Source organism: Kitasatospora sp. NPDC001119, assembly GCF_053598475.1.
Genome location: NZ_JBSFKI010000037.1, coordinates 69,868 through 86,146 on the forward strand (window position 1 = coordinate 69,868; position 16,279 = coordinate 86,146).

Here is a 16,279-nt window from a genome sequence, read left to right on the forward strand (position 1 = left end):
ACCCCCGTAGAGCAGTCCGGTCACGCGCACCCGTAGCGCACACCGGGATCAGCCCCGGGGCCCGGGCCCGTTCCGCTAGGCGGCCTGCTCCGCCTCCTCCTCGACGATCCGTCCGTCCCGGACCTCGATCACCCGGTCGGCGAGCCCCATCAGCGTCGGGTCGTGGGTGGCGACCAGCACGGTGACGCCCTCGCTGCGCACCACCGCGCGCAGCAGCTCCATGATCGAACGGCCGGTCTCGGAGTCCAGCTGACCGGTCGGCTCGTCGGCGATGATCAGGCTGGGCTGGTTGGCCAGCGCACGGGCGATGGCGACGCGCTGCTGCTGGCCGCCGGAGAGCTCGCCGGGGCGCTGGTTGGCGTGGTCGGCGAGGCCGACCAGGGCGAGGAGGGTGTGGGCGCGCTCCTCGCGCTCGGCGGCCGGGGCCTTGCGCAGCCGCAGGGGCACGCCGACGTTCTCGGCGGCGGTGAGCATCGGGATCAGCCCGAAGGACTGGAAGACGAAGCCGATCCGCTCCCGCCGCAGGGCGAGCCGGCCGTCCTCGTCCAGCGAGGCGAGGTCGATGCCGTCCAGCGCGATGCTGCCGCCGGTCGGTGCGTCCAGGCCGCCGACCAGGTTCAGCAGGGTGGTCTTGCCGGAGCCGGACCGGCCCTTGAGCGCGGTGAGTTCACCACGGCCGACGGTGAACGAGACGCCGCGCAGGGCGTGCACGGTCCGCTCACCGGTGCCGAAGCTCCGGCGGAGGTCGGTGACGGCCACCATCGGCTGGGTGGTGGTGTCGGCGGTGGCGGCCTGAGGCTGCGTCATGCGGCGTCCCCCTGTGGGCGTGGCGGCCCGGTTCCATCCGGGTCCCGTCCGGTTCTACGGATATGAGTGCTCCGGCGGTTCACGTTCCCGGGCGGGAATCCGAGAAGTCGGTGTCCCGGGCCAAAGGAGTGCGCCGAAGCCGGATTTGTGAGGTGTTCATGGCATTTCAAGTAGGGCATCCCCGGCCGGGATGCTACCAATGAAAGGAATTTGCTCACTGCTTACTTGATTCGCGCAAGTCCCTTCCGTTCCTGGATCGAATCTGACAGCATCGTCCGCTATCCGGCGACCGATAGCCGGTGATCAATGCGCCGGTGTGCCCGCGGTGTGTCCATCTGTGACCGATCTGCACGCGGATCGGCACTCGGATCGGACCGACGAGCGGGGCCCGGGGATGCAACCGGGGACGTAAGTCCGGGGGAGGAACCTGATGCTCGGCTTCGTCGTGCGCCGACTGCGCGGACGAGTGCCGCTGGCTGCCGCCGTCCTGCTCGCGGTGCTGATCACCACATCCGTGCTGACCGCCTTGGTCGCCTTCAACAGCAGTGTCGGCGAGGCCGGCCTGCGACAGGCGCTCCAAGGGCCCGGTCACGCACGGACCACGGTGACGGTGACCGGCGAGCACGGGCTGGACCAGCGGACGAAGGACGAGGAGGCGCTCGCCTCCTACCGGCAGAAGCTCTTCGGCGACCTGCCCGTGCACACCGACAGCGTGATGCGCAGCCGCTCCTACAGCCTGCCCGGCTCCGGGGGCGCGGCGAACGGCAGCCCAGCCAACGGCACCGCGGCGAGCGGCAGCCCGGCCAACGGCACCGCGGCGACCGGCAGCCCGGCGAGCGGCACCGGCGCAGCCGGCGCCTCCGCCGGCCAGGCCCCCGGCGCCCAGCTCGACCTGACGGTCCTCGCCGACCTCGACCGCGGCCGGGTCCAACTGGTGGCCGGCGCCTGGCCGGGCGCCGCCACCGGGCCGGCCCAGTCCGCCGCCCCGGAGGCCGCCGTCCCGCAGAGCCTGCTGCGCCGGCTCGGCCTGACCGAGCAGGCCCTGCCCGCCGAGGTCCGGCTCGTCGACCGGAACGACAGCAAGCCGCTGGCCGTCCGGATCACCGGCGTCTACCGGGCCACCGACCCGGCCGCCCCGTACTGGCGGATCGACCCGGTCGGCGGCCACGAGATCGAGGTCGCCGGCTTCACCACCTTCGGCCCGATGATGGTCGACCAGAGCGCCTTCACCACGGCCGGCCTGGTCCAGAGCAGCCGCGGCTGGTCGCTGGACGCCGACTTCTCCGGCGTCGACCGGGCCGCCGCGCAGGCCGTCGGCGACCGCGCCCAGCGCCTCTCCGATGAGCTGCGGACCTCCGGTTCGCTCGCCGCGAAGACCGAACTGCCCGACATCATGCGCGAGTTGTCCGACAGCATGGTGGTCGCCCGGTCCACCCTGTTGATCGGCGCCCTCCAGCTGGCGGTGCTCGCCGCGGCGGCCCTGCTGCTGGTCGTGCACCTGATCGCCGCGCGGCAGGAGTCCGAGAACGAGATGCTCGCCGCGCGCGGCGCCTCGGCCGTCCGGCTCGGCTCCTTCACCGCCCTGGAGTCGCTGCTGCTGGCCCTGCCCGCGGCGGTGTTCGCGCCGCTGCTGACCCCGTTCCTGGTCCGCGCGCTGGCCGGCCTCGGCAGCGCCCACCAGGTCGCCCTGGACACCGGCATCAGGTGGTCGCTCTGGCCGGTGGCCGTGGTCTGCGCGTTCGCCTGCATCCTGCTGGCCACCGTGCCCAGCGTGGTGCGCGGCGTCGGTGCCGCCCTGCGCCGCCGGGCCGGTCGCCGCCAGGCGGTGGTCTCCGGCGTCGCCCGCAACGGCGGCGACATCGCCGTGCTCGCCCTGGCCGCGCTCGCCTACCAGCAGCTCGACCAGTACGGCGGCGGGCTGTCCCCCGACTCCACCGGCCGGCTGGACGTGGACCTGCTGCTGGTCGCCACCCCGACCCTCGCCCTGTGCGCCGGCACCCTGGTGGTGCTGCGGCTGCTGCCGGTCGTCGCCCGGCTCGGCGCCCGCGCGGCGGCCCGGGGCAGCGGCCTCGGCCCCGCCATGGTCGGCTGGCAGCTGGCCCGCCGGCCCGGCCGCGCCACCGGCCCCGTCCTGCTCCTCGTCATGGCCGTGGCCACCGGCGTCCTGGCGCTCGGTCAGCACGCCACCTGGACCGCCTCCCAGCGCGACCAGGCGGCCTTCGCCACGGCCGGCGGCCTGCGCATCTCCGGCTCGCACAACGCGCCGATGGGTCAGGGCGGCCGCTACGGCAGCCTGCCCGGCGGCGACCGGCTGGTCGCGGTGGTGCGCGACGAGCAGCCGCTGCAGGGCGGCTCCGGCCAGCTGATGGCCGTGGACGCCGCCGCCTTCGCCGAACGCGTCCCGGTCCGCTCCGACCTGCTCGACGGCCGCACCGGCACGGAGGTCTTCGGCTCGCTCGCCTCCCCCGCCCCCGCCGGCATCCCGCTGCCCGGCAGCCCGCTGCGGATCGACGCGGACATCGCGGTGAGCCAGCAGGAGCCGAAGAACTCGCGGTTCACCAGCGTCCCGATCCAGCCCGAGGTCCGGTTGCTGCTGCGCGACCGCTTCGGCCTGGTCCACAAGGTCCCGTTCGGCGAGCTCCCGATGAACGGCCAGGTCCACTCCTCGATCCGGCTCGGCGCGCTGGTCGACGCCCCGGTGGGCTCGGTCGCCGCCCCGCTGACCGTGGTCGGCGCGAACGTCGCCTTCGGCGACCGCAGCGAGGGCGAGGTCACCCTGCGGAACCTGGCCGTCTCGGACACCGCCGACGGACCGTCCACCGCCGTCCCGGTGCCCTCCGGTGCCGGCTGGACCATCAAGCCGCCGGAGTCCCGCAACGGCGCGGGCGGCTCGCCGGTGGCCGCGCTCGCCTCCGAAGCGGCCGCCGCCGACAGCCTGTTCACGGTCCGCTACCACCCCGCGGGCGGCATCGGAGACCCGATCCGCGCGGTGCTGAGCCCGACCGGGGCGCCCCTGCCGGCCGCCGTCAACGGCGTCGCCACCCACGACTACCTGAAGTCCGTCGGAGCCTCCGTCGGCGACACCCTCCAGGTGCCGTTCAGCGGGGTCGTCGTCCCGGTCAAGGTGACCGGCGCGGTCGAGGCCCTCCCGGTGGCCGGCCAGCGGGCGCTGCTGCTGGACCTCGGCTCGGTCGCCCGGATGCTGTCCGTCCAGGACCGCAACCTGCCGTCCCGCACCGAGTGGTGGCTGCCCGCCACGGGGCCGGGCGACCGCATCCCGGCCGAGGCCGCCGCCGCCCTGCGCGGCGCGCCCGGCAGCCAGGACCTCGCGCTCTACGAGGAGGTCTCCGAGGGCCTCCTCGGCGACCCGGTCGGCGCCGCCCCGCAGAGCGCGCTGATGGCCATCGCGATCGTCACCGCCGTGCTCGCCGCGATCGGCTTCGCCGCCGCGGTGGCCGGTTCGGCGCACGAGCGCTCCCGGGACTCCGCGCTGCTGCTCGCCCTGGGCGCCCCGCGCAAGCAGGTCACCCGGACCGTCGCCGCCGAGAACGCGGTGCTGGTCGGCCTGGGCGGGATCGTCGGCCTCGCCCTCGGAGCCCTGCTCGTCCGGCTGATCGTGCCCTTCGTGGTGCTGACCCCGGCGGCCCGCCGCCCGGTGCCGGAGGCCCTGGTCGAGCTGCCGTTCGGTCAGGCGCTGCTGTTCGCGGGCGCGATCGCCGTCGTCCCGCTGCTGTCGGCCTTCCTGATCGGCCGCCGGCGCCGAGACGTGGCCGCGCGGCTGCGCCACGTGGAGGAGATGTGACCACCAAGGCCGGCACCACCGTGCCCACCCCCGCGCCGCCGCCGGCGCCCGAACCGGCGCGGGCCCACCGGCCCGCGCCCTGGGTCCGCACCCGGCTGCGCGCGATGCCGCTGGCCGCGCTGCTCACGGCGGCCCTCGCGCTCGTCACCGTCTTCCTGGCGGCGGCCTTCCCGCGCATCGCGGACCGGAACGCGGACAGCGCGCTCCAGGAGTTCACGCGCGGCCTGGGCACCAACGTCACCAACCTGGAGGTCACCTCCGGGCTGGCCCCCGGCGACGACGGCGCCGCCCTCGAAGCCCTGCAGCGGAAGTTCGACGCGCAGATCGGACGGCAGCTGCCGCTGAGCGCGTCCGCCCAGGTCCACGGCACCCGGATCAAGACCGAGCGGAAGATGTTCAACCCGGGGTTCACCCGGCTCTCCGACCGGGCCATCCCGGGGCTCGGCCTGTTCTACCTGCACGGCCTCGCCGACCGGGCGACGCTGACCGCGGGCACCTGGCCGGGCCCCGCCCCGGTCGACGGCCCGCTGCCGATCGCGCTGAGCCAGCAGGCCGCCGAGGCCATCAACATCAAGGTCGGCGACGTCATCGAGAGCGGCACCGACGGACCGGTCGCGCTGCGCACCACCGTGACCGGCCTCTACCGGGTCAACGACCCCCAGGACCCGTTCTGGGAGGGACTCGGCTGCCCGTCCAGGGCCTGCCTGGGCGTCAAGGGCGAGGACGCGTGGTACTGGACCAGCGGCTTCGTCGACGGCGGCAGCCTGACCGCGCTGGCCCGCTGGGGTTCGAGCGGCCAGAACTTCTGGCGGCTGCCCGTCGACCCCGGCTCGCTGCGCGCCGACGAGCTAGACCACACCCGCGAGGTCCTCGGCTCGTACACGGCCGGCCCCGGCATGACCGCCCTGATCGACGCCACCCTCCGGGCCGACCTGCACGCCACCTCGCTGATGCCGGACGTCCTCGCCCGGGCCACCGCCCGCTACCAGGCCGCGGCCCCGCTCGGCGCCATCGGGCCGGCCGGTGTCGCCGGCGTCGCGGTCGTGGTGCTCTGCCTGGCCGCGGCGCTCAGCACGGACCGGCGCACGGCCGAGATCCGGCTGCTCCAGGCCCGCGGCGGCTCGCGCACCGGGGTGCTGCTGCGGCTGCTCGGGGAGGGCGCGGTGACCGTGCTGCCCGCCGCCGTGCTCGGCACGGCCCTCGCGCTGGTGCTGCTGCCCACCCCGCGCTGGGGCACCCCGGTGCTGCTGGCGCTCGCCGTGACCCTGCTCGCGATCCTGGTCTTCCCGGTCCGGGCCGCGCTGCTCTGGGCGCGCCCGCGGGCGGCCGGCGGCTGGCGCCGGATGGTCGGCGAACTCGCCGTGCTGGCCGTCACCGCCGCGGCCGTGGCCGAGGTCCGACGTCGCGGCGTCGGCCACCCCGGTAGCGGCGTCGACCCGCTGCTGGTGGCCGCCCCGCTGCTGCTCGCCGTCTCCGGCGGCCTGCTGCTGGCGAGGATCGAGCCGGTCGTGGTCGGCTGGCTGGCCGCACTCGCCGGCCGCGGCCGCGGCCTGGTCGGCTTCCTCGGCCTGGTCCGGGCCGCCCGCGACAACTCGGGCCGGCGGCGGCCCTCCGCGCTGCCGCTGCTCGCCCTGCTGATCGCCGTCACCGCCACCGGCTTCGGGGCCACCGTGCTCGACACGGTGGACCACTCCCGGGCGCGTGCCGCCCGGCTCTCCACCGGCGGCGACGTGTCCGTCTCCGTCCCGCTCTACGCCAACCTGCCGGAGGCCTTCACCAAGGCGGCCGGCGAACTGCCCGGCGTCCGGGCGGCGACCGGCGCGTGGATCGAGGAGCGGGCCACCTTCGTCGGCGCCGACCGGGAGACCGCCGAGGCCGTCCTGGTGGTGGTCGAGCCCGAGGCCTACGCGGAGATCTCCCGCACCGTCGGGGTCGGCGGGTACGACCCGGCCAAGCTGACCGCCGCCCCGGGCGGCAAGGACGGCCCGGTCCCCGCGCTGTTCAGCCGGGACCTGGCCGCGCACCTGGACTCGGGCGCACCGCAGGTGCGCACGCCCTCCGGCAGCCAGATGGCCACCAGCGTCGCGGGGATCGTCACCGCCACGCCCGCCTTCCCGGACCCCGGCAAGCCCTTCGTCGTGGTGCCGGCCGGCCCCGCCGCGGAGCACCTGCCGGAGCTCAAGCGGTCGAACCGGGTGAACAAGTGGTTCGCCGTCGGCGACGTCGACCCGGACCGGGTCCGCGCCCTGCTGCGGGAGCGCGCCATCGGCAGCGGCGAGCTCCTGGGGCGCGTCGCCAAGCTGATCGACGCGGAGGCCACGGCGGCCGGGAAGACCACCGCCGGCCTGCCCCCCGGCTACGTGGTGCACAGCAGCCGCGAGAAGATCGCCGAGCTGGCCGGCGACCTGGTGCAGCACGCCGCCGGGCGGCTGTTCTGGTACTCGGGCTTCGCCGCCGCCGGCTTCGCCCTGCTGGCCGTGCTGCTGACGCTGCTGCGGGCCGCGCCGGACCGTACGGCGGTGCTCGCCCGGCTGCGCACCATGGGCCTGCGGCCCCGGCAGGGCCTGGTGCTGATCATCGCCGAGGCGCTGCCGCAGACCCTGGCGGCGGCCGTCGGCGGCGGGCTGGTCGCGCTGGCCGCGGTCGCCCTGCTCGGGGGCGCCTTCGACCTCTCGGCGCTGGTCGGTGCCACCGTCGGCGAGACCCTGGCCCCGGCGGTGCTGCCGGTGCTGCTGCCCACCGCCGGTCTGGCCCTGGTGGTCGGCCTCGGGGTGGTGCTGGAGACCCTGGTCGCCGGCCGGCGCCAGATCGCCACCGAACTGCGAGCGGGGGAACGGCAATGAGGCCGGTACGGACGGCGGCGGACCCGCCGGGAGCGGCGGGCGGGGGCAGTGCACGGGCCGTGACAGCGGCCCGGTCCGCCGGGACAGTGGAGAGCGGTGCGATGAAGCAGACAGTCGAGACAGGAGACCACCGGTGAAGAGCACTCCCCAGGAGCGGACGGTCGCCGAGGCCCCCAGCCTCCAGGAGCTCCAGCAGCGGGCCCTCGCCGCCGCCTCGCCCAAGGCGTACGGCGAGGGAGCGGCCATCGTCTGCGACCGGCTGGTCCGGATCTTCAGCGCGGAGGGGGTCGAGGTCCAGGCGCTCCAGGGCCTGGAGCTGACCATCCGCCAGGGCGACCTGGTCGCCCTGGTCGGCGCCTCGGGCAGCGGCAAGTCCACGCTGCTCACCATCCTCGCCGGGCTGGACGTGCCGACCGCCGGCACCGCCACCGTGGCCGGCTGCGACCTGCTGGAGATGTCGGTCAAGGAGCGGCTGCGCTACCGGCGCGAGGTGGTCGGCTTCATCTGGCAGCAGACCGCCCGCAACCTGCTGCCCTTCCTCACCGCCGCCGAGAACATCGCCCTGCCGATGCAGCTGCGCGGCCGTCGTTCGGGCGCCGGCGGGGCCCGGCAGCAGGCGGCCCGGGTGGCGGAGCTGATGGAGGCGCTGGAGATCGGCGAGCTCGCCCACCGCAAGCCCAACGAGCTCTCCGGCGGCCAGCAGCAGCGGGTGGCGATCGCGGTGGCGATGGCCAACAACCCGCCGGTGCTGCTCGCCGACGAGCCCACCGGCGAGCTGGACTCGGAGACCGCCGGGATCATCTTCGAGTCCTTCCGCACCGTCAACCGCGAACTGGGCGCCACCGTCGTGATCGTCACCCACGACCCGATGGTCGCGGGCGAGGTCCGTCGCACGGTCGCGATCCGGGACGGGCGGACCGCCAGCGAGGTGCTGCGCCGCACCGTGACGGACGAGCACGGCGAGGAGTCGGTGAACGAGCGCGAGTACGTGATGCTGGACCGCAGCGGCCGGGTGCAGCTGCCGGTCAAGTTCCTGGAGTCGCTCGGCATGGAGCACCGGGTGGCGGTCGATCTCGCCGCCGACCACATCGAGGTCCGGCCGGACGACATCGCCGGGCACTGACCGGCGGTGGGCGGCGCGGCGTCAGCTGTCGCCGCCCATCCGCTGGAAGAGGCCGCTGCCCTCGGCGTCCGCCCGGAGGTCGGGCGGCGCCTCCTCCGCGGCGCGCTCGCCGCGCGAGGTGGCGGTGCAGAGGGCGAAGACGATCAGGGCACTGGCCGCCACGGCGAGGATGCCCAGTGCGGTCAGGACGCGTAGCCAGGTCAAGGGAGTGCCTCCTGGGGGGACGGTGCGGCCCACAGCGACGTGCACGGCGCTGCCGGGGATGTATCGGCAGGTCGGGCCGCACGATCGAGTGCCCACGGACGGTTCTTCCCGCCGGGTGGCGCACGAGAGGTCGCCCGCGTAGGCGCTCGATGCACTCGTCGGGCGCGTCATACCCCGTCGCGCGCCCCCGCGGTGGCGGCCGCCCGTCCGCTCCCGGCGTCCACCTGGGCCCGCAGGGCGGCGAGGTCCGGCTTCCCGAGGCCGTTCAGCGGGATCGCGGGCAGCAGCAGGAGCGAGTCCGGGGCGCACCGGCCGAGGCCGTGCGCCCGGGCCCAGCGGTGCAGCTGCCCGGCCGTCAGCCGCGAGCCGGGGACGAGGGCGACGGCGGCGTGCACCCGCTCCAGGCGGTCCGGGTCGGTGGTCGTGAACATCACCGCCTCGCGGACCTCCGGGTGGGTGCGCAGTGGCTCCTCGATCTCGCGGGGGAACACATTGTGCCCCTCGACGACCGCCATCGGGTCCCGCCGCCCGGCCACCGTCAGATAGCCGGCCGCGTCCAGGCTGCCCAGGTCGCCGGTGTGCAGCCAGCCGTCCCGGAGCACCTGCCCGGTCAGCTCCGGGTCGCGCCAGTAGCCGGCCATCGCGGTCGGCGTCCGGACGCAGATCTCCCCGGTCCGGTCCGGCGGCAGCTCGGCGCCGTCCTCGTCCAGGACGCGCAGCCCGGTGTCCGGGTACGGGCGGCCCGCGGTGGTCAGCAGCCGCGGTGCCAGGTGCTCGTCCGGGCCCAGCCGGGCGACCGGCCCGCACTCCGTCAGGCTGTAGGTCTGGTGCAGCACCCGGCCCAGCCGCCGGGTCGCCTCGGCGAGCCGCCGCGGCGAGGGCGCGCAGCCGGTGTACCCGACCCGGCGCAGGCTGCCGGTGTCGGTCGTCGGCAGCAGCGGGTGGTCCAGCAGCCGGTACAGCAGGTGCGGCGGCAGGTACATCCGGGACACCCGGTGCCGCTCGACCGCCGCCAGCACGGCCCCGGCGTCGAACCCGTCCTGCATCACCACCATGCCCCCCGCCGCCAGCGCCAGGTCCGCCGTGGTGCCGCCGCCGTGGCAGAGCGGGGTGCACAGCAGGAAGACCGAGCCGGCCAGCAGCGGCGGGCGCGGCGGACGGGCGAAGCGGCGCAGCACGCCCTTCGGGCGCCCGGTCGTGCCGCCGGTGAACCGCACCGCCATCACGTCCTCGGGCAGGTAACGGGGCGCCAGCGGGGCGGGGGAGCGGGCCGCGGCGAGGTCCAGCAGGTCCGTGCCGAGCCCGAGCGGCGACGGGCCCAGCGAGAGCAGGACGGCCGAGGGCACCGCCCGCGCGACCCCGTCGGCCGCCGCCGCGCACCGGACCGGGTCGAAGACCAGCGCGGACGTCCCGGCGAACTCCGCCAGCGCCACCTGCTCGGCGACCGGCCCGTCCGGGAACGGCATCGCCACCCGGCAGCCCAGCAGATTCGCGGCCAGCCGCACCAGCAGCGCCTCCGGCCGGTTCCCGGCCAGCACCGTCACCCCGTCCCCGCGCCCGAGCCCGGCCCGCTCCAGCGCGCGGGCGGCGCGGTGCACCAGGTCCAGGCAGTGCTGCCCGGTCCACTCCTCGTCCCCGTACCGGAGCGCCACCCGGGCGGGATCGCGGGCGAGCCCGTCCAGCACCAGCGCGGTGTACGTCGGAGCCGCCTCCGCCATGGCCCGTCCTCCTGTCTGACGGCTCGTCAGCCTAGTGGACGGCGGGCCCACGGGTGCACTGCGGTCGCCGGGGGCCCAGGGGCACCGACGGGTGCGGGTAGGCGCCGACGGACCGGTGCGGGCCTGCGGGGTCCCCTCGGCCCCCGGCCGGAGGGCGCCCCCGCTTCCTCTCCGCGAGGCGCGCACGCCCGACGCCGAGGCCCGGTCCGGCCGGATCCGCCGAGCGGCCGGCCGGGCGTTGTTGTTAGGGTTCCCGGTCGGACGTGAACGGGGGCTCGGACTGGTGGGCGGCGGGGTGGATGCGGTCGTGGCGCCGCGCGGCGTGGTCGATCTGCGGGGCGAGGCCGGGGCGGGGTTCGTCACCGCCTACCCGGCCGACGCCGTCGTGGTGGTGTCCGGGCTGCCGGGGGCCGGGAAGAGCACGCTGCTGCGGCGCTGGTCCGGGGCGGCGGTCCGGGCCGTGGACCCGCGGACGGTGCACGAGGCCTGCGAGGCCGTGATGCCCGCCGCCCTGCCGTACGCGGTGTACCGGCCGTGGGCCCGGCTGGAGCACTTCCGGCTGCTGCGCTCCTCGGTGCGCGGTGGCGGCCCGCTGCTGGTGCACGACTGCGGCAGCCGCGCCTGGATGCGGCGCTGGCTCGCCCGGGAGGCGGCCCGCCGGGGCCGCGAACTGCACCTGGTGCTGCTGGACGTCGGCGCCGCCACCGCGTTGGACGGTCAGCGGGCCCGCGGCCGGCACGCCTCCAGTCGGGTCTTCGCCCGCCACCGCCGCGGCCTGGAGCGGCTGTTGGCCGCCTTCACCCGGCACGTGCGCGCCGGCGGCCCGATGCCGACCCCGGAGGCCTCGTCCGTCCTGCTGCTGGACGGGGCCTCCCGCTCCCGCGCCGAGACGGTCCGCTTCGGCGCGGCGGGCTGAGCCGGGCCGGCGGCCGCCGTCACCGACGGGCCCGGCGCTCGGCCTCGGCGTGCCACCAGCCGGGCGGGGAAGATCCGTTGACGACCGCGGACGCCTGCTCGGGGTGCAGCCCGAGCGTCCGCAGGGCGTCGGCGTGGACCCGGACGTCGAACCAGCCGTGCCAACGGCCGTCCGGTCCGACCCCGCAGAGCAGGTCACTGCGCACCGCTTCCGCGGCGATGGGCATCCAGTCGATGCCCCGGTCGCGCAGTCAAGCGCGGAGGGCGGCCGGAGGGGTCGGGCGGCCGGGCAGATTCTCGTACGCCGCGATGGTGATCCAGTCGTCGGGCTCGCTCATCCGGCCATGCTGACACGGATCGGATCAGGTCGACAGCGGAAAGGGGGGACGGCGGAACCCGCCTTCACCGAGCGGGCGTTGGCGGCCGGGAGCGCCGGTAAACCGGTCGCCTCCCACCCGGGCCCGCGCCTACCCTCGGCGGCGTGCCGGACGATCGAGCGCAGGGGGGCGGATGAGTCGGGCCGAAGCCGTGAGGGCGGTCAACGCGCTGGGCGCGCGCTGGGTCGGGCAGGTCGACCCGGCGGGTGGGACGGTCCTGATGCCGGCCGGTGTCTGGCCGCTGCTCGGCCTGCTGGCGCCGGCCGGAAGCCCCGCCGTCCAGGGCGAGTCGACGCAGGCCCTGGGTCTGCCGCCGGAGGCTGCCGCCGAGCGGGCCCGGGAACTCCTCGGTCTGCTGGAGGGCATCCCGGCGGTCGGCTCGGCCCTCGGGCTCTGGACGGGTGAGCGGCTGCGGCTGCGCCCGGAGTGGTCGGCCGGGCTGCCGGCGGGCGTACACGGGCGGCTCACCGGTGACGTCCGACAGGACCAGGCGCGGCTGGACGCCTGGGCCGCCCGGGCCACCGGTGGTCTGATCGACGCCATGCCGGTGCGGTTGGACCGGGAGACCCGCCTGGTGCTGGCCGCGGCGCTCACCGTCCGGACCGACTGGATCCGGCCGTTCGACGAGATCGACGGTCCGCCGGAGGGTCCGGCGGACGCCTGGGGCAGGCCCGTCCGGTACCTGTCGCGGTACACCTGCCTGCTGGACCGGGCCGCCGTGCTGGAGTCACCGACCGGGCTCGTCACCGAAGTGCGGGTGCACGGGTACCGGGACATCAGTGTCCATCTGCTGCTCGGCGAGCCCGGCGCGTCGCCCGGCCGGGTGCTGGCCACCGGCGTCGAGGCGTTGAGCGGGCGCCACCGCCGGACCACCGCCGACCGCCTGCCCGTCGGCGCCCCCGGCCCCGGCCTGACGATCGACCTGATCCGGCGGTACGAGCCGGAGGACCTGTTGGCCGTGGACGTCCCGCGGTTCACCGTCGGGGCCGACCACGATCTGCTCGCCCGCCCCGACCTCTTCGGCCTGGCCACACTGGGGACTCGCTCGGAGACCGAGCACCGCCTGCCCGGGCTCGGGGGAGCGGAACCGCTGTTCATCGACGGCGCCCGGCAGCGCGCCACCGCGACCTTCGGCCCGGACGGCTTCCGGGCCGCCTCGGTGACCGCTCTCGGAGTCGCCGGGGGCGCCGCCGCCCACCCGCGCCCGTCGTACCTGCGGCGGATCGCCCGGGTCGGCTTCGGACGGCCGTTCGGCTTCCTCGCCGTCCACCGCACCTCCGGTCTGCTCCTGGCCGCGGGCTGGGTCACCGATCCGGACCCCGCGAGCGGTGTCCGGGCCTGAACCTCCTGACAGGCAGGCCCGGGCGGCCGGCGGGGCACCGGCGAGAACCGGCCTGCCGGAGGGTCATGATCGTCACTTCGCCCCCGCGGCGGGGCCCGGCACTGCCAGACTGGGGCCTGCAGAGTCCGTCACGGAGAGAGGTCGCACCCCGCATGTCCAGCAGCGCCGTCGTCGAGAATCCGTGGTTCCGCAGGTTCAACCCGTCTGACTCCGCGCCCGCCCGGATCGTGATCTTCCCGCACGCCGGCGGCTCGGCCAGCTACTACCTGGAGTACGCCAACGCGCTGGCGCCGCACGCCGATGTGCTCGCCGTCCAGTACCCGGGCCGGCAGAACCGCATCGGCGAGCCGACGATCGGCTCGGTGACCGGCCTCGCCGAGCAGCTCGCCCGGGAGCTGCGGGAGTGGGCGGACCGGCCGCTCACCTTCTTCGGGCACAGCATGGGCGCGGCCGTCGCCTTCGAGACGGTCCGCTGCTTCGAGCGCGACGGCGTACGGGGACCGGACCGGCTGGTCGTCTCGGCCGGCCGCGCGCCCTCGCTGCCCCGGACGACCAGGGTCCACCAGCTGCCGGACGACGAACTGCTCGCCGAGATCTCCGCGCTCGGCGGCACGGACGACCGGATCTTCGCCGTGCCCGGCCTGCGCGAGCTGGTCCTGCCGAGCCTGCGGGCCGACTACATGGCCGTCGAGACCTACTGCAGCACCCCGGACGCGACCGTGTCGCTGCCGATCACCGCCCTGGCGGGGGAGTCCGACGCGCACGCCACCGTCGACCAGGTCGGTCAGTGGGAGCGGCACACCACCGGCCCCTTCGACCTGCGGGTCTTCCAGGGCGGGCACTTCTACCTGGCCGACCGGACCCAGGACGTGGTGGAGGTGCTCACCGCGCACCTGCGCGGCTGAGCCGGCCCGGGGCACCCCGGGCGACCGGGGCGGCGGCGCGGTCCGCACGCCGCCGCCTCCTTCGAACGGATGCGCCCGCCACCGGTGACCGGAGCGCGCCCGCTCGACTACTGTGCCTGCTTGACGGACCGTCAACAGACCACCAGGAGGCAGCGTGCGCCGGATCGCCGTCGTCGGAGCGGGCCAGGCCGGCCTCCAACTCGCGCTCGGGCTGGTGGCGGACGGGTACCGGGTGACGCTGGTCGCCGAGCGCACCCCGGAGCAGCTGCGCGGCGGCCGGGTGCTGTCCACCCAGGCGATGTTCGGCCCCGCCCTGCGGATCGAGGCGGCGGCCGGGCTGGACCTCTGGGCGGAGCGGGCACCGGCCGTCTCCTCGGTGGAGGCGGTGCTGGCGGCGCCCCCCGGCGTGCGGGCGCTGGAGTACACCATGACGCTGGACGAGCCCGCCCAGTCGGTGGACCAGCGGCTCAAGCTGGCCGGCTGGCTGGAACTGCTGGCCGAGCGCGGCGGCGTGGTCGAGTACCGCACGCTGGACCGCGGCGGGCTGCACGAGCTGGCCCGTCGGCACGAGCTGACCGTGGTCGCGGCCGGCCGCGGCGCCCTGTCCGGGATCTTCGAACGCGACGCCGTCCGCTCACCGTTCGACGGGCCGCAGCGGGCCCTGTCCTGCCTGTACGCGCACGGCGTCGGCTCGCCGGACCCGGCCGCCGGGCCGAGGGCCCGGATGAACGCCCTGCCCGGCCTCGGCGAGCTGTACCTGCAGCCGGCGCTCACCCTCTCCGGCCCCTGCGACATCCTGCTCTGGGAGGCGCTGCCCGGCGGCCCGCTGGACGCGTTCGGCGACGCCCCGCCGCCGGACGTCCAACTGGCCCGGATCCGCGAGCTGTTGGCCGAGTACCTGCCCTGGGAGGCGGAGCTCTGGACGGAGGCCGAGCCGACCGACGCCGGGGCCGGGCTGTTCGGCGCGGTCACCCCGGTGGTCCGGCGCGCGGTGGCGGAGCTCGGCTCGGGCGTGGACGCCGTCCACGTGCTGGGCCTCGGCGACGCGGTGGTGGTGACCGACCCGATCGCCGGGCAGGGCGCCAACAACGCCGCCCGGGCCGCCGAGGCCTACCGCCGGGCCGTCGTGGAGCACGGCGACGCCCCGTACACGGCCGACTGGATGTGCCGCACCGCCGAGCGGTTCTGGCAGCAACAGGCCCGCCACAGCGTCGAGTTCACCGCCGCGATGCTGACCGTGCCGGACCACCTCCAGGGGGTGTTCGCGGCCGCCGCCGAACACCCGGAGGTCGGCCGCCGGCTCGCCAACACCTACGCCGAAGCGCGCGACTACGCCGCCTGGCTGGCCACCCCCGAGCTGACCGCCGCCTACCTGGCCTCGGTGGGCAACTCCTCAGCGGGGAGCCAGGTTCGGCTCGGCGACGAGGACGGGTCCGGCGGCTCCTGTCGGTAGGAACCGCCGGACCCGGGGGCCTAACGACAGCACGACCGGACACCGGCCTTCCGGGCCCGAGGCGGTCGGGCGCGGGTGCGGCCGGCTCAGCGTGGTCCGGTGCCCGTGGCGCGCAGTCTGTCGAGGGTGTGGTCCAGGTTGGCCTGGGTCGCCGCGACGGCGGCGTCCGGGTCACCCGCGGCGATCGCCTCGATCAGGGTGCGGTGCGCATGGGTGATGCCCTCCGCTTCGATGCCGTCGTGGAGCCGGTTGTCGGCCACCACGTGGCCGGCCGCTTCGCGCAGCGCGTCGACGAAGGAGTCGAAGAGGCGGATGAGCACCGGGTTGTGCGCCGCCCGGACGACCTGGCGGTGCAGTTCCAGGTCGGTCTCGACGAGCTCGGCCGGGTCGGCGGCCGCGTCGCGGGCGGCCAGCGCCGCCCGGAGCGCGGAGACGTCCGCCTCGGTGCGCCGCTGCGCGGCCAGCCGGCCCGCCTCCACCTCCAGCGCCGCCCGGACCTCGTACACGTCGAAGACCTCCGAGCGCCGCAGCTCCCGGTCGAACTCCGAGACCGGGGCGGCGGCGGCCACGTACGTGCCCGAGCCCTGACGGGCGCGCAGCTGGCCGTCGGCGATCAGCACCCGGACGGCCTCGCGCGAGGTGGTCCGGCCGACTCCGAGGAGTCGGCTCAGCTCCACCTCACCGGGCAGTTTGCTGCCGACCGGCCACTCGCCCGTGCCGATCAGTCGGCGCAGCTCGGCCGTGGCTTCCTCCACCAGTGAGCGATGGCGTACCGGGCGAACAGTCATGA

12 protein-coding genes are annotated in these 16,279 nt (G+C 76.0%); 7 read left to right on the forward strand and 5 right to left on the reverse strand.

Translation table 11 applies throughout. The annotated features are described in order from the left end of the window. Nucleotides 1-75 precede the first annotated feature (75 nt). A complete protein-coding gene (locus ACWDD9_RS34390; RefSeq protein ID WP_049656422.1) occupies nucleotides 76-807 on the reverse strand; it encodes an ABC transporter ATP-binding protein in 732 nt (243 codons plus the stop codon). A 430-nt stretch (nucleotides 808-1,237) separates the two neighbouring features. Between ACWDD9_RS34390 and ACWDD9_RS34395 the strand changes: the two genes are divergently transcribed. The 3 genes from ACWDD9_RS34395 to ACWDD9_RS34405 all read left to right on the forward strand — a co-directional run bounded on the left by ACWDD9_RS34395 (nucleotide 1,238) and on the right by ACWDD9_RS34405 (nucleotide 8,575). Beyond that, nucleotides 1,238-4,609, forward strand: coding sequence for an ABC transporter permease (locus ACWDD9_RS34395; protein ID WP_449813789.1), 3,372 nt, complete (start codon nucleotides 1,238-1,240; stop codon nucleotides 4,607-4,609). Continuing rightward, nucleotides 4,606-7,452 (forward strand): hypothetical protein, encoded by a 2,847-nt coding sequence (locus ACWDD9_RS34400; protein ID WP_449813790.1) that lies wholly within the window; start codon nucleotides 4,606-4,608, stop codon nucleotides 7,450-7,452. Before ACWDD9_RS34395 ends, ACWDD9_RS34400 begins: the two co-directional genes overlap by 4 nt. Nucleotides 7,453-7,585: 133 nt before the next feature. After that, a complete protein-coding gene (locus ACWDD9_RS34405) occupies nucleotides 7,586-8,575 on the forward strand; it encodes an ABC transporter ATP-binding protein (protein ID WP_380743290.1) in 990 nt (329 codons plus the stop codon). Between the two features lie 21 nt (nucleotides 8,576-8,596). Here ACWDD9_RS34405 and ACWDD9_RS34410 read toward each other — a convergent pair whose 3' ends face one another. After that, the gene (locus ACWDD9_RS34410; RefSeq protein WP_049658969.1) at nucleotides 8,597-8,779 is read right to left on the reverse strand and encodes a hypothetical protein; all 183 of its coding nucleotides are present in this window, start codon (nucleotides 8,777-8,779) and stop codon (nucleotides 8,597-8,599) included. A 167-nt stretch (nucleotides 8,780-8,946) separates the two neighbouring features. Continuing rightward, nucleotides 8,947-10,497 carry an AMP-binding protein gene (locus ACWDD9_RS34415; protein WP_449813791.1) on the reverse strand — a complete coding sequence of 517 codons (1,551 nt, stop codon included), beginning with the start codon at nucleotides 10,495-10,497 and terminating at the stop codon, nucleotides 8,947-8,949. 295 nt (nucleotides 10,498-10,792) lie between these two features. Here ACWDD9_RS34415 and ACWDD9_RS34420 point away from each other — a divergent pair, with 295 nt between their 5' ends. Then, nucleotides 10,793-11,413: an AAA family ATPase gene (locus ACWDD9_RS34420; RefSeq protein WP_449813792.1), complete on the forward strand. Its 621-nt coding sequence runs from the start codon at nucleotides 10,793-10,795 to the stop codon at nucleotides 11,411-11,413. Nucleotides 11,414-11,432: 19 nt separating this feature from the next. On the opposite strand, the gene ACWDD9_RS34425 is transcribed toward ACWDD9_RS34420, so the two are convergent. Continuing rightward, nucleotides 11,433-11,639 carry a hypothetical protein gene (locus ACWDD9_RS34425; protein ID WP_449813793.1) on the reverse strand — a complete coding sequence of 69 codons (207 nt, stop codon included), beginning with the start codon at nucleotides 11,637-11,639 and terminating at the stop codon, nucleotides 11,433-11,435. Nucleotides 11,640-11,922: 283 nt separating this feature from the next. Between ACWDD9_RS34425 and ACWDD9_RS34430 the strand changes: the two genes are divergently transcribed. From ACWDD9_RS34430 to ACWDD9_RS34440, 3 genes are all read left to right on the forward strand, one after another. Further along, nucleotides 11,923-13,131 carry a proteinase inhibitor I4 serpin gene (locus ACWDD9_RS34430; protein ID WP_449813794.1) on the forward strand — a complete coding sequence of 403 codons (1,209 nt, stop codon included), beginning with the start codon at nucleotides 11,923-11,925 and terminating at the stop codon, nucleotides 13,129-13,131. 152 nt (nucleotides 13,132-13,283) lie between these two features. Then, nucleotides 13,284-14,036, forward strand: a complete 753-nt coding sequence (locus tag ACWDD9_RS34435) for a thioesterase II family protein (RefSeq protein WP_375874958.1) — start codon at nucleotides 13,284-13,286, stop codon at nucleotides 14,034-14,036. A 154-nt stretch (nucleotides 14,037-14,190) separates the two neighbouring features. Next, the gene (locus ACWDD9_RS34440) at nucleotides 14,191-15,489 is read left to right on the forward strand and encodes a styrene monooxygenase/indole monooxygenase family protein (protein WP_387971201.1); all 1,299 of its coding nucleotides are present in this window, start codon (nucleotides 14,191-14,193) and stop codon (nucleotides 15,487-15,489) included. A gap of 86 nt (nucleotides 15,490-15,575) precedes the next feature. On the opposite strand, the gene ACWDD9_RS34445 is transcribed toward ACWDD9_RS34440, so the two are convergent. Next, nucleotides 15,576-16,277 carry a FadR/GntR family transcriptional regulator gene (locus ACWDD9_RS34445; RefSeq protein WP_449813795.1) on the reverse strand — a complete coding sequence of 234 codons (702 nt, stop codon included), beginning with the start codon at nucleotides 16,275-16,277 and terminating at the stop codon, nucleotides 15,576-15,578. Nucleotides 16,278-16,279: the final 2 nt, after the last annotated feature.

Excerpts from the sequence above, each read along its gene's own strand:
- ACWDD9_RS34435 (WP_375874958.1), top strand. The coding sequence starts at position 13,284 with ATGTCCAGCAGCGCCGTCGTCGAGAATCCGTGGTTCCGCAGGTTCAAC.
- ACWDD9_RS34445 (WP_449813795.1), bottom strand. The coding sequence starts at position 16,277 with ATGACTGTTCGCCCGGTACGCCATCGCTCACTGGTGGAGGAAGCCACG.
- ACWDD9_RS34425 (WP_449813793.1), bottom strand. The coding sequence starts at position 11,639 with ATGCCCATCGCCGCGGAAGCGGTGCGCAGTGACCTGCTCTGCGGGGTC.
- ACWDD9_RS34390 (WP_049656422.1), bottom strand. The coding sequence starts at position 807 with ATGACGCAGCCTCAGGCCGCCACCGCCGACACCACCACCCAGCCGATG.
- ACWDD9_RS34395 (WP_449813789.1), top strand. The coding sequence starts at position 1,238 with ATGCTCGGCTTCGTCGTGCGCCGACTGCGCGGACGAGTGCCGCTGGCT.
- ACWDD9_RS34430 (WP_449813794.1), top strand. The coding sequence starts at position 11,923 with ATGAGTCGGGCCGAAGCCGTGAGGGCGGTCAACGCGCTGGGCGCGCGC.
- ACWDD9_RS34415 (WP_449813791.1), bottom strand. The coding sequence starts at position 10,497 with ATGGCGGAGGCGGCTCCGACGTACACCGCGCTGGTGCTGGACGGGCTC.